The organism is Streptomyces sp. NPDC005794 (assembly GCF_042871445.1).
Taxonomy (GTDB): Bacteria; Actinomycetota; Actinomycetes; order Streptomycetales; family Streptomycetaceae; genus Streptomyces.
Genome location: NZ_JBIAIN010000005.1, coordinates 206,963 through 219,879 on the forward strand (window position 1 = coordinate 206,963; position 12,917 = coordinate 219,879).

The following is a 12,917-nucleotide window of genomic DNA, read 5'->3' on the forward strand; positions in this document are numbered from 1 at the left end:
GGGCGGCAGGCACTCCTGGCCGCCCGGCTCGTCCTCGACCAGAGTGATCCCACCCACCCCCCTGACACTCCCCTCATCGCAGCTGCGCCGCCCATTTCTCGCATCAGGAGGTGGGGCGGGGCAAACGCGGCCGGGCGCGCGAACGGCGCGCACAGCGGGCTCATGCGCCGGTGGGAGGCGCTACGACGCACAACCGGCCACCCCGGAGAACCACTCGTTCCGGTGAGGCCGGCCGTGACGTCAACAGCGGTGGGAGCAGGGTTACTTCTCGACCTCGGTGGCGAGGTTCTGCAGCAGTTCGTCGTAGATGCGGCCGAGCCCCTTGGGCGCGAAGGTCCTCTCGAAGAACCCGCCGATGCCACCGGCGCCGTTCCACACGCTCGTGACGACGGCCTTGGACTTCCCCTCACCGGCCGGGGTCACGGTCCAGGTGGTGACCATCGTGGAGTTGCGGTCCTTCTCGATCAGCTGCCCTCCCCCATAGCCTCCGGCATGGGAGGTGCCCCCAGGCTCGGTGACCTCGAGCAGGCAGTCGCGAACCCGCTTGCTCGTGGCCTGGAGCTTCCAGTGGACGAGGGTGCCTTCGCCGTCGCCGCCCTCACGCACCTCGTACTCGCTGAAGTGCCCGGTCAGCACCTTGCCCCGGACCTCCTTGTAGTCGGCCAGCGCATCGAACACCGTCTCTGCGTCCGCCGCGATGATCCGCTCTGTCGTGGCCTCGACCTGCGCCATGCCTGCTCCTCCAGCACTCGTTGTTCGGGGTCGTGCTGAGCCAACCACCTCGGGTGCGGCCCCTCAAAATCGGGCCCGGAACCCCGCCGCGCACGATCAAGGGAACACATGTTCTATTCTCTGCGGAGTGCTACCAAGGAGGCGCTCATGCGCTGGGACAATCTGGCAGAGAACATAACAAAGACAGGGAACGGCGCACTCTTCGCCGCAGACGCGGTGACGACGCGCACCTTCGACACCCCGGAATTCAGGGGAATCACTTTTCATGAGATCCGGGCCCGCTCGATCGTGAACCGGGTGCCCGGGGCCTCCCGCATGCCGTTCGAATGGACCGTGAACCCGTATCGGGGCTGCACCCATGCCTGTGTCTACTGCTTCGCACGCAAGACCCACAGCTATCTGGACCTGGACACCGGTCTCGGTTTCGACTCCCAGATCGTCGTCAAGGTCAACGCCGCCGAGCTGCTGGGCCGCCACCTGGCCTCCCGCCAGTGGCACGGCCAGCACATCGCGATGGGCACGAACGTCGACTGCTACCAGCGCGCCGAAGGCCGCTACGGGCTGATGCCCGGCATCATCGCGGCCCTGCGCGACCACGCGAACCCCTTCTCCATCCTCACGAAGGGCACGCTGATCCTGCGCGATCTCGACCTGCTGCGGCAGGCCGCAGAGGTCACCGAGGTCGGCGTCTCCGTCTCCGTGGGATTCACCGACCCCGAACTGTGGCGCACGGTCGAGCCGGGCACCCCCTCCCCCGAGCGCCGCCTCGACGTGGTCCGCGCCATGAGGGACAACGGGATCGGCTGCGGAGTCCTGATGGCCCCCGTCATCCCCTTCCTCGGCGACCGTCCCGACCAGCTGCGCGCCACGGTCCGCGCCATCGCCGCCGCCGGAGCGACCTCGGTCACGCCGCTCGTCCTGCACCTGCGGCCCGGCGCCCGTGAGTGGTTCATGCAGTGGCTGGCGCACCACCATCCGCACCTGGTGCGACGCTACGAGCAGATGTACGCGGACGGGGCGTACGCGCCGACCTGGTATCAGCGGGGCATCACGCGCCGCGTGCACGAACTGGCGACCGAGTTCGGCATCGGCCCGGCCGACCGGGGCGGCGCCCGCCGTGTCGCCCGCCAGGTCCCGGCGGACCTGGCGGCGGATCACGCGCCCGGCCCCACCCAGCTGACCCTGCTCTGACCGCACCGGTCTCCCTGCCTCGAACGGGTCAACTCTCGGCGCCGTGCGTCCTTCCGTGCCCGGATCCGGGAAGCATGCGGCGGGGGCTGTGCCACCCACAGCCGCATCACCCGACCACGGGAGGCCATATGACGAAGCGTGCAGGAATTCTCGTCGCCGTCGGCGCCACGGTCGCGGGCCTGGTGACCGCCGCGCCGTCCACCGCGACCACCGCGTCCGCGCCGTCCACCACGTCCGCCGGAAGGGGGGCGCCCGCCGCGCCGCTCACGTGGGCCGGCTGCGGGACGAAGTCGTATCCGGCTCTGCAGTGTTCGACCGTCCGCGCCCCGCTCGACCATGACAACCCGTCGGGCCGGCAGATCACCCTCGCCCTCTCCCGGATCCCGCACACGGCGAAGAAGTCACAGGGCCCGCTGCTGGTCAACCCCGGCGGCCCCGGCGGCAGCGGGCTCGCCATGGCAGGCTTCGTGGCGTCCTCGCTGCCCTCGAAGCTCGCCGCGCAGTACGACGTGATCGGGTTCGACCCGCGCGGGGTCGGCAGGAGCACCCCCGCCCTGGACTGCGTACCGAAGTACTTCGCGCCCGTACGCCCCGACAGCGTGCCGGACTCCTACGAGGCGGAGAGGACCGCGCGCGACCGGGCGGCGTCCTTCGCCGCCGCCTGCGGCGAGAAGCACGGCGACCTGCTGCCGTACATGGACACCGTCAGTGCCGCGAAGGACCTCGACGTCATCCGCCGTGCCCTCTCCGCACCACAGATCAACTACCTCGGCTACTCCTACGGCACCTACCTGGGCGCGGTCTACGCCAAGTTGTTCCCCGAGCGCGTACGCCGTCTGGTGCTGGACTCCGTCGTCGACCCGGACGGCGTCTGGTACGAGGACAACCTCGGCCAGGACCACGCGTTCGACGCGCGCCACAAGGCCTTCGCCGCGTGGGTCGCGAAGAACGATGCCACGTACGGGCTCGGCGACGACCCGGCCGCGGTCGAGGCCGCGTGGTACCGGATGCGGGACGCGGTGAAGAAGCACCCCGCGGCCGGAAAGGTCGGGCCGGGCGAGCTCGAGGACACCTTCATGCCGGGCGCCTACTACAACGGCTACTGGCCGCGCCTCGCCGAGGCGTTCGCGGCGTACGTGAACGACAAGGACCAGGGCGCGCTCACCACTGCGTACGAGGACTTCGCCGCCGTGGACAAGAGCGGTGACAACGGGTACTCCGTCTACGCGGCCGTCCAGTGCCGCGACGCCGGCTGGCCCCGGAACTGGAACACCTGGCGCAACGACAGCTGGCAGGCACACCGCAAGGCGCCCTTCATGACGTGGAACAACACCTGGTACAACGCCCCGTGCGCCACCTGGCCCGTGGAGCCGCTGGAGCCCGTGCGGGTCACCAACGACCGGATCCCTCCCGCGCTGATCCTCCAGGCAACCGACGACGCGGCCACGCCCTACGAGGGCGGCGTCACCATGAGCCGCAGGCTGAAGGGCTCCGGCCTCGTCGTCGAGCAGGGCGGCGGCAACCACGGCATCACGCTGAGCGGCAACGACTGCCTGGACGCCCACCTGGTGGACTACCTCACCGACGGCACCCTCCCGGCCGGCGGCGGCAGCGGCGCGGACGCCGTCTGCGACGCCTTGCCGGAGCCGAAGCCCGCCCCGGCCACGAAGGCGGGCGCGAACACGAGGGGCAGCACGCTGCACGGGCTGCTGGGCTTCCGCGGCTGAGGGATGCCGGGCCCCTCACCGGGGGCGTACGCGAGGATGGACGGCGTGACCACGCAGCCACTTCCGCCTACGCCCCCGGCGTGCGTGTACGCGGCATGATCCTCGACGACTGCGCCGCCAGTAAGCACACTGGTCGGCAAGGCCAAGGGTGAGCCGCTCCAGCAGCGCGGCCCGCTGGTCGGTCTGGCCATCCACGAAGACCTGGACCGCTTCACGGACGACCGCTACCGCACTGTACGCAAGACGCTGTCCGGTGAGCTCGCGCGCCAGAGCCCATGCGATGCGGCACTCTCCTTGGCAGCCTGGGAGTCGGAGGCGTGGTTACTCCTCTTCCCTGCCGCGTTCCCGCACGTCCGCCCGCTGGAGGGTGGCGGCCCCATGCCGACCACCAGCGCCACCAGGCCATCGAACACATCACAGAGCTGCTGGAGCGGCTGCACGAAGATAAGCTCGATGACGAGCACAGTGAACTCGACGGCTGCCGCGACGCCATCGACAAAGCCACCGCCATCCTGCTCGACCAGGGCAAGCTCGGTGTCTCGCTGGGGCTGGACTCGGCGGTGCATGCCATCAACACAACGCCGGGCAGGGCTGATCGTCGCCTTGCCCGGTGGCGGAGCGCACTCGACAAGTTCCCCGGTGTGGATGACCAGGGAGGCACGTTCCGCGCCCACCTCGGACTCGCCGCCCTGGCCCTTGCGCTGAAGCGTCGGGTCATCGTCCTGCAAGCCGTCGAGCATGTCCAGAACGACCCTGGCCACCTGTTCGAGAGCTTCACCCGCGTACTCAGGCGCGACCAACAGCGCCTCGGTGAACTGGAGTCGGGCATCGCCGGTGTCCTGGTGCGCCTGTCGGCGCTGGAGCTGGCCCGCCCGAACGGTTTGCGGCCCGTCTTCATGCCTGGTGAAGTCGATCGCCTGATGCGCGCGACCCACCGGATTCACCAGCTGGACGATGGCATCACGGTCAACAACCGCGCGACAGACGTGGCGATCGAGATCGCCGGCGACAAGGACGGCTCGGTGGTCGTGTTCCCTGCGCTGCCCTCGGAGGCCTAGCCTGCGGGACCGTCACGCTTCCGGGATGACTGCTACTCCTGTCAGACCAGGGGTGGGGATGCGGGCGCTTGGCCGATCACACGGTGACCTCACACCGAAGCTTTACCTGGCCGGAGCCGCGTACGTCTCATCTCCTGCCGACGCCCCACGCCGCTCGTCCAACTGTTGAGACAGCTCAACCCGCCGTTGCATCGTGGCGAGCGCGTGGCTCCGGGTGTGCGAAGGCATCTCACCACGTCCGCTGCGACGACGGTTGACCGTCCGACGTAGGGTCGCGCGCATGTGGGCGGAAGTGGATTTGATCGACTGGGCAGCGCTGAGGCACAACTACGGGTCCGCCGAGGACGTGCCCGGACTGTTGCGCCGGTGCGCGGGGAAGAATCCGGAAGATGCGGAGCGCGCTGCGGACGACCTCCTCAATCACCTCTTCCATCAGGGTGGCTGGATATGCTCCGCCGCCCCGGCCGCGCGTCCGTTTCTGCTGCGCCTGGCCGCGACGCCGGACGTGCCGAGCCGTGGCACGCTGCTGGACCTGGTATCGAGGCTGGCGTCCGAGGCCGTGCAGGTCGCCGAGAAGTGGGTGGACCCCGGGTGGCCATCGGCATGGGAGCGCGCCTTGCCGGAGGTTCTTGCTCTGCTCTACGCTCCTGAGCCGGAGATACGGCGAGCCGCAGCCGACGTGATCGGCTCCTGCCGGAGTCCCGGTGAGCTCACTCTGCCTGCGTTGCTACGGCACTGGGAGGCGGAGGACGATCCGGCGACGCGTCTTGACCTGGTCCTTGCACTCGGCCATGCGGTGCTCCAGGAGCCGACCGGCGAACATGGCCCCGGGGCCCGCGCCTTGCTCCGCGGGCTGCTCGACGCTCCGGAGACACAAATTCGCCTGGCAGCGGTGCACGCGATCGCCCCGGCCGACCCGGCCCTTCCGGCGCAACAGCTGGGCCTACTGCTGGAAGCCGTACGGGATCCGAGCGTCGAATTGTGGCAGCACACGAGCGCGGTGGAGACCGGTGTGCAGGGTGTTCACCACTGGACGGCTGCGCTGCTCACCGGCCCGTCTCCCTCTTTCACACTCGGCCTGCTGGATGACCACCCCTACGTCGAACAGCGGATCGGCGGCCTGGCCCGTGCAGGCGGGCTGCTGGCCCAGTGGCGCTCACCTACCACTGCGCTTCTTCCACACCTCGTCGCGCGTCTGGACGATGCCGGCGGCGAGGTCCGTTTCCGGGCGGCCGAGCTCCTGGCCTGCCTGGGTTCGGCGGCCTCGGCTCACGCCGATGAGGTCGCCGCGCTGATCGGCGACACCTGTGCCCGGACCACGCGTAAACGGGAGACCGTCGCCGAGGCCGCCGTGTGGGCGCTGGCCCGGATGAACGACCCTCGCTGCGTGCCGGGCCTGATCGATGCGGCGGCTCACCCCAAATCCGGCTTCGCTTCGAATTCTGCTCACTACCCCTCCGCTGACTGGCATTACGCGGTCCTCCCTGCGCTCCATGAGGTCGTCGGCCATCTTCCCGACCATGCCGATCTGCTCCTTCCCATGGTCTGCGGCCAGCTCGATACCGCTACGGACGACCACGTACTCAGCTCGTACTGCCAGGTGCTCGCGGGCTGGGGGCCCGCTGCAGATGGAGCGGTACCGCAACTGCTCGGCCTGCTGGAGAACGACCAGACCTGGACTTCGGCAGCGAAAGCGCTAGCCGGGATCGGAAGAGCTGGGAACGAGGCGCTTGAACTTCTGTTGGCCCGGTCGGCCGCCGGCGGGGCAAACACGGAACTCGCGGCCTGGGCCTACTGGAAGGTCGGTGGCGAACCCGCCCCCGCCCTGGAAGCACTCGGACGAACCGTCGCCGAGAGAGGCTTCCCGCGCCCTGCCCTGCAGATGCTCGCCGACCTGGGCACGCACGCCGCCCACCACGCGGACCGGCTCCGGGCCATGACCTCCGATCCCGAACCCTGGACCCGTGTCGAAGCAGCACACGCCCTGTGGGCAGTGACCGGTGACACCGAAAGCTCCGTACCGGCGCTGATGACTGCCGTACGGGGGTTGGCCGAGGGTACATGGCTACCGGTCATGCTCCCCACAGTGCGCTACCTGACTCGAATCGGCCGTGCCGCCCGGCCCGCCGCCGAGCTCGTGCGTGGTGTGCCCGCCCATGATCAGCGGCTTCGCAGCAGCGGCGGATGGCGGGGCTTTGTCCAGGATGAATCCGTGAGAACCGCCGTCCGCGAGCTGCTTGCCGCCTGCGACTGACGCGCCGGCCCTCACGAGCTGCCCCCGGGGCTACACATACGGGCAGGGTGGCGACCGGGTCGGTGCTTCCTCACGAGCTCATGCGCCGGGATTCCCACACTCCCACACGTCGCGGACCCCGGCAGGGATGCATCCAGCGCCCAACGTCGAGAAGTCTTCCATCAGCGTGTTGTTGGCATGGCATCATCAGCCCACGCAGACTCTCGGGGGCGAGTACTTCACTCATGCAGCCGCTCACGCAGGACGACCCAACACATCTGGGGCCCTACTGGTTGTTGAGCCGTATCGGAGCCGGCGGAATGGGACGCGTGTATCTCGGCCGACACCGCGATGCCCCGACCGGCAGGCTGGCCGCTGTGAAGACGATCCGGACCGAGACCGCCGACAGCGCCAGGTTCCGGGCAAGGTTCGCCCGGGAGGTTCGCGCGGCCCAGCGGGTCAGCGATACGTGGACGGCCCCGGTGCTCGACGCGGACACCGAGGCGACGCCTCCTTGGATCGCGACCGCGTACGTCGCCGGGCCGACCCTGCAGCAGGTGGTGGACAGCGATTTCGGTCCGCTGCCGTCGGCCTCCGCCCATGTCCTGGCCAACCGGATGGCGCTGGCGCTCATGGCCGTCCATGAGGCCGGAATCGTCCACCGGGACGTCAAGCCCTCCAACGTACTGCTGACGCCGCACGGACCGAGAGTCATTGATTTCGGCATCGCGCGCGCCCTTGAGGGGACCGACGCCGATACGCTCTCGTCGACCGGCTCCGCCGCCGGGTCACCGCAGTTCATGGCCCCTGAGCAGGTCCGTGGCCAGGCGGTGACACCGGCGACCGACGTGTCCTCCCTCGGCTGTGTACTCGCGTACGCGGCTACAGGGCGGACGCCGTTCGGTGGTGCGGAAGCCGGGGTGCACGCCCTGCTCTTCCGTATCGCCTATGAGGATCCAGACCTCGCCGGGGTGCCCGAGTCGGTGGCCGATCTCGTCCAGGAGTGCCTGGCGAAGGATCCCGCCGACCGTCCGAGCCCTGCGCGGATAGCGGAGTGGACGGAGGCTGCCCCGGACGGCGCGTGGCTACCGCCCTCCCTGCTCGCCCGAGTCGTCGACATGGCCTCGGCCCCGGTGCCGCGGAACGCCGCTCGTGAGCCGGATGGCACCCGTCCGAAGGTGGGCGTCCTGTCCTTGTGTGTGTCGGTGCCCTCCGTCGAGTGGGACACGGAGCTGGACAAGGTCCTCGCAGACAGCGCAACGACGTCCCAGCCGACTGAGGAGACGGCGCACTCGGAAAGCACGCGACAGCGGCGCCGCAGAACGAAGGTCGCCGCTGTCGCCGCCGGGGTGCTCGTGGCCTCGGCCCTGACCTACGCGGGGTGGTCGGCGGACGACACCCAGCGGCCGGACCCGGCAGCCGTGGCCGCCCCGGAGTTCGACTTTTCGGGTGCCTGGGTGCTCGTCCAGGATCCTCCGAAACCACTGTTCACCATGCGGATGGATGTGCCTGCGAGACCCGGATCCGACACGAACGTGGAGGTGGAAGTGGCGGCAGCCACTGCGGACGCCGTGTGTGTGGGCAGCGCGACCGCTCATACTGTTCCGAAGCACAGCAGCATCCTTGTCGTCACCGATTTCACCTTGCAGGCCACTTCCGGCACCGTTCAGGCCTGTGGCGTCTCTGCCACCATGCGTTTTATTTACGAGGGGGACAGGGGGGTCAGTCTGGTAAACGGTGAGGGCGGTCAGGGCGTGGACAGCATGGAACCTGGCCCTGCCTACGTGCCTCCCGAGCTCAAGGGCGTCTGGGAAGACGAGTCAGGGCTGCGGATCACGATCCGTGACGGCGGCCTCGGTCAGACCGCGGTGCTCGGTGAACTGACAGATGAGGGCCGCACCTGCCGCTGGCAGGCTGCTCCGCTCGCATACGAGGAAGGGCACCTGAGTACCACCGGCGCCCAACCGCGCGCAGGTTATCCCCGGTGCCCGCCCTTCAACGGGCTGTACAGCTACACCTTGGGCGACACGGACGGCACCACGCACATCAGGACGTCCAACACGGAGGCCGCAATCACGGAACTCCACCGGGTGCGCTGAGCACCGCGAAGAGGACGGTCCGACGAGTGCCGGCTCAGTGCTGCGGCTGCCCGTGTCGACGGCAGGGACTCTCGGGTTGAGGACGAGCGTGGACGGGCACGCCGTTACCCGCCTCACTGCTCGGGCTCGCCGTACGGGAGTGTGCGACGCTTACAACCTTGAGGGGATGACGGGCTCGTTGACGCACTTCAACGCGCCGCTCATCGTTCGGGCGAGAGCGGAAGCCAACTTTCCCCTCAAGTGATCCTTGAAGCCGGGAATCGCTCTGCCGCTGACTCTCACCTCCATCGGAAGGCCGGCTTCCTGCTGCTCACCCGCGTCCGGCACCTTGCAGGGAAAGGCTGCTATCAGCGTCCTCCTATTGGCCTCCTCGTAAGCGAAGACATCTCCGCCTACGCTGCGCCAGCCCCGTGGCTGCTTACCGGACTTCAAGTCTTCGAGAGAAGAATTGGACCAACTCACCGCCGAGGAGAGCTGCTGCCTCGTGTCCGACAGGCCGATCTCACATGGCGTGACCCTGTTCACCCAGTGGGCGGTGCTGCCCGGCTCCCAGTGCAGGGCCAGTGACGCCATCCATTTCGCCACCTCGTCGACGGAAGCGAGTTGGCCTTCGACCCGCAGAACACCTTCGCCCATCTGCTTGTCCAGAGCGTCGACGTTCTCGGCGCCGAAGAAGTCGTCACAGGCGGCCCAGCCCTTGGGGGCTTCCCCACGCCTGGGCTCCTCGCTGGAGCACCCAGTGACGACCAGGGACATTGCCACGAACAACACACTGCCGACGGCCCACCTGGTCAACCTAGTTCACCTTCTCCAGATCTTCCACCATGTCTTTTCCGGACTGGTAAGACTGCTCGACGCGCGTACTGAGGACGTCCTTCTGCTCTGTCGTCATACCGAGCGTGTCGGCATAGTTGGCGACGGGGGTCCAAGCCCCACGTTCGGCGATCCATTCGTGTGTCTGGACACCCTGTACCGCTTCGTGATCGTTCTTGTACTCGTTGTCCTTCAGATATTGCAAGGTATGACTTCCGTAAGCCGTATTGACTGCCCCGCCGCCCGTTTCCATGAGAAGAGGTACAGCCGTGGCGGCCACAACGCCCGCCGCCGGGCCGACGACGAGAGCGGTTCCGACACCGACCACCGTGGCGACACCGGTACTGACACCGAACTTTCGCCACTCGCCCTTCTTCTCCTCTTCCAAGTTGCGCTGCTCTTCAGGGTCCTTGAAATCTTCGCGAATCTGATGGGAGCGCGCCTCGTCGATTGTCTACGGCCTTCTTCCAGTCCGTGACGGCAGTTCCAAGCTTGCCGAGGTCAACCTCGGCTACATCCATGAAAGTCAGGGTAGGCACCGCAGGTTCCTCTACTTGAAGTACTCGTTGAGCCGTGACGCTGGCACAGCCTCGCCGTTCCGCTGGCGAAGGGATGCGGCGATCTGATCTTCATCGTTGGCATGCAGAGCCTTGGAGTAGTCCAAGTGGTTCGATATATGCGCGCAGGCCTGGAGCAGTGTTTTGAGCTGGGAGTCCCACATGGACACGGTCGTCTCAAGCGCGGAGCCCAAGCCAAAGTTGTGCCCCTTCAGCGATGCTGCGGCCTGCATGGATGAGCCGGAGCCGTTCTTGTCCATGCCTGCGCCGGCGATGTCCGCCTGCCTTCGGAGGTGATCGTGCAGAATGAAGGCTTCATTTCCCACAGCACCCAGGTCATCCTGGTTGACCACGAGGTCGCCCCGTCCTGCACCCGTGCTGCCTCCGGGGCCGGCCGGCGCCTGGTTTATCTGCATCCCTGCCGACTACCGTTCGGCTGCCTCGGACTTCAGATGTTCCCACTCATCCCAGGACATAGCTTCGGAACCTTCCCCCGTATGCACCCTCGCTCAGATCCAATCCGCCTGAGACTACTGATTCACTTCACGCACGTACAAGCAGATTCCATTTTCCGGCCGTCAATGGCTTGTTCAGACATGCCCCGTCGCATATTGAGTTCGTACCACCTGCAGGCGTTTGTTCAACGGGCGCTCTTCCCTCGCCGAACCGTCCAGCCCAGCAGGTCCGTCTTCCCAGTTGGCAGTACTCGGCCGAGGTCGCTCGTCGGCGGCGACGAGCGGTGGCCGGGTGGCGACGGATCTCCAGCACTGCGGGAGCAACTGTCGGTGACCGGGAATACGGTTGTCCGTGATCGTCGGCTGTCGCCGACCGCCCCCTCCGGACATGTACGCGAAAGGGCGCCTCGTGAACCCACCCTGGCCACCGCACAGTTGCGCGGCAGTCTGACCCAGTACCTCACGACGGCTCTTGGAGCGGATGCGGACGCGCGGCGGGATTCGGCACCGCCGGCTCGAAGAACCAGGTGACGCTCGGCAGCCTCGGCATCAACATCCGTGGACGTGCGTCGAAGCTGAGCCTGAGCTACCGCACGACCCGGCAGATCCTGCGCTCGGCGCTCCACGTACTCAGCCGGGAGAAGTACGACGACCTTGACGGCAACGAGGAGACGCTTGCCGGGTATCGGTCGGTCCTCAGCGGCGGAGTGCCCGACCTGCACGGGTGCACCGCCTGGGGGGCCGAACGGGAGGCCATCGCCATGTTGATCGGCAGCTGGGACGACATCCCGCACGAGCAGATCGCGATTTGCGTGCCGACGAACCAGATGGCGAGCGAAACGGCGACCACTCTGGCGGAGCACGGAATCCGGGCCGTGGAGATCGTCCCCGACGGTCCACGGGGTGACGGCGGCGTGCACATCGGCACGATGTTCCGCTTCAAGGTCTCGAGTACCAGCGCATGGTCGTCGCCGGAGTCAGTGACGGGCTGATCCCCAGGGACGACGTGAATCGGAGGCGTGGCACCGATCCGGTCCGCTACCGGCGCGAGGTCCAGCAAGCACGCTCACTGCTGTTCGTCGCCACCACGCGGGCCCGCGACAGCCTGGACATCTTCTGGCATGGCACACCGAGCCCGTTCCTGGCGCCGCTGGTGGCCGCCGGACGATGAGAAGTCCCGGACCACCGCGTCCTCCTTTCGGCACGACGGATCATGCTGTGGGCCGCTCCGCCAAGGAGACCGTGCGCGCGCTCAACGGGCCGGCAGCCGCCTGAGCGCCTCCGCCGCCGCCGTGCCGAGGCGCGGGTGCGGCAGGGCTGCCTCCAGGACCGGGCGGGCCCTGGCGTCCTCCAGGCTCCCCAGACCCTCGACGCAGGCGAGCGCGACGCGCCAGTGCGGCTCGTCGGGGGCCAGCAGCCTGTTCAGGGTGCTGACCAGGGCAGGCACCGATTCGGGTGCGCGCAGGGCGGTCAGCAGCCGCACCGGATGCAGGGCGTAGGCCGTCCGCAGGCTGTTGGTGGCCAGCGCGGCCGCCGCTCTGGGCGTCCGGGGGTCGCCGAGGAGCCGGAGGGCGTGCGCGGCCGATACGCAGCGGTCGGGATCGCGGTGGTTGAGGAGCAGGACCAGCGCCTCGAAGGCCCGGCGGTCGCCCCGGCAGCCGAGCCGGAACGCCGCGATCTCGCGGGCCCACAGCGGGCGTTCGCGCTCCACGAGGACCCCGGCCAGCTCCTCGTCGTCCTCCGTGGCGAGCAGCCGGCGGAAGACCTCCGGTTCACCGGCCTCGTCCCCGAGCCGGTCCGTCAGCGAGCGCAACTCCTCATCCATGACGGTGAGTTTATCGACGCGCACGCACTGTGTTCACCGAAGTGTGTGCCAGTGCACAGACGGCCAGGGCTGGCGCGCTCATTACTCGCCGGTTAATCTCAAGTGAGCGGGACACACACCCGCCGGCTCCGGTGGCCTGGTGACGCAGCCATCCGGAGTGCTTGTCGGTTCGGCAGTTCGAGAGACGTGGCTCGGGACAGAGCCCGTCACCCTTCCCCCGGTGCGCT

At 68.2% G+C, this 12,917-nt stretch carries 9 protein-coding genes and 2 pseudogenes; 6 read left to right on the plus strand and 5 right to left on the minus strand.

Features of this window, described 5'->3' with window-relative positions:
• Window positions 1-261 precede the first annotated feature (261 nt).
• Window positions 262-732, minus strand: coding sequence for an SRPBCC family protein (locus ACFYQ5_RS10200; protein ID WP_389195880.1), 471 nt, complete (start codon window positions 730-732; stop codon window positions 262-264).
• A 147-nt stretch (window positions 733-879) separates the two neighbouring features.
• Here ACFYQ5_RS10200 and ACFYQ5_RS10205 point away from each other — a divergent pair, with 147 nt between their 5' ends.
• From ACFYQ5_RS10205 to ACFYQ5_RS10225, 5 genes and pseudogenes are all read left to right on the plus strand, one after another.
• Complete coding sequence (locus tag ACFYQ5_RS10205) at window positions 880-1,923, plus strand: Rv2578c family radical SAM protein (RefSeq protein ID WP_389195883.1); 1,044 nt, start codon at window positions 880-882, stop codon at window positions 1,921-1,923.
• A 128-nt stretch (window positions 1,924-2,051) separates the two neighbouring features.
• A complete protein-coding gene (locus tag ACFYQ5_RS10210) occupies window positions 2,052-3,650 on the plus strand; it encodes an alpha/beta hydrolase (protein ID WP_389195886.1) in 1,599 nt (532 codons plus the stop codon).
• Window positions 3,651-4,015: 365 nt separating this feature from the next.
• A pseudogene (locus ACFYQ5_RS10215) lies at window positions 4,016-4,708 on the plus strand (hypothetical protein); the annotation flags it as partial.
• Window positions 4,709-4,988: 280 nt separating this feature from the next.
• A complete protein-coding gene (locus ACFYQ5_RS10220; RefSeq protein ID WP_389195889.1) occupies window positions 4,989-6,962 on the plus strand; it encodes a HEAT repeat domain-containing protein in 1,974 nt (657 codons plus the stop codon).
• A gap of 224 nt (window positions 6,963-7,186) precedes the next feature.
• Window positions 7,187-9,040 (plus strand): serine/threonine-protein kinase, encoded by a 1,854-nt coding sequence (locus ACFYQ5_RS10225; protein WP_389195892.1) that lies wholly within the window; start codon window positions 7,187-7,189, stop codon window positions 9,038-9,040.
• Between the two features lie 150 nt (window positions 9,041-9,190).
• Here ACFYQ5_RS10225 and ACFYQ5_RS10230 read toward each other — a convergent pair whose 3' ends face one another.
• The 3 genes from ACFYQ5_RS10230 to ACFYQ5_RS10240 all read right to left on the minus strand — a co-directional run bounded on the left by ACFYQ5_RS10230 (window position 9,191) and on the right by ACFYQ5_RS10240 (window position 10,826).
• Entirely contained in the window at window positions 9,191-9,835 is a 645-nt protein-coding gene (locus ACFYQ5_RS10230) for a hypothetical protein (protein ID WP_389195895.1), read from the minus strand.
• 1 nt (window position 9,836) lies between these two features.
• Complete coding sequence (locus tag ACFYQ5_RS10235; protein WP_389195898.1) at window positions 9,837-10,241, minus strand: hypothetical protein; 405 nt, start codon at window positions 10,239-10,241, stop codon at window positions 9,837-9,839.
• Between the two features lie 162 nt (window positions 10,242-10,403).
• On the minus strand, window positions 10,404-10,826 hold the full coding sequence (locus tag ACFYQ5_RS10240) for a hypothetical protein (protein WP_389195901.1): 423 nt from the start codon (window positions 10,824-10,826) through the stop codon (window positions 10,404-10,406).
• Window positions 10,827-11,383: 557 nt separating this feature from the next.
• Between ACFYQ5_RS10240 and ACFYQ5_RS10245 the strand changes: the two are divergent.
• Window positions 11,384-12,036 (plus strand): annotated as a pseudogene (locus tag ACFYQ5_RS10245) (DNA helicase); the annotation flags it as partial.
• Window positions 12,037-12,117: 81 nt separating this feature from the next.
• On the opposite strand, the gene ACFYQ5_RS10250 reads toward ACFYQ5_RS10245, so the two are convergent.
• Window positions 12,118-12,690, minus strand: coding sequence for an adenylosuccinate lyase (locus ACFYQ5_RS10250; protein ID WP_389195904.1), 573 nt, complete (start codon window positions 12,688-12,690; stop codon window positions 12,118-12,120).
• Window positions 12,691-12,917 lie beyond the last annotated feature (227 nt).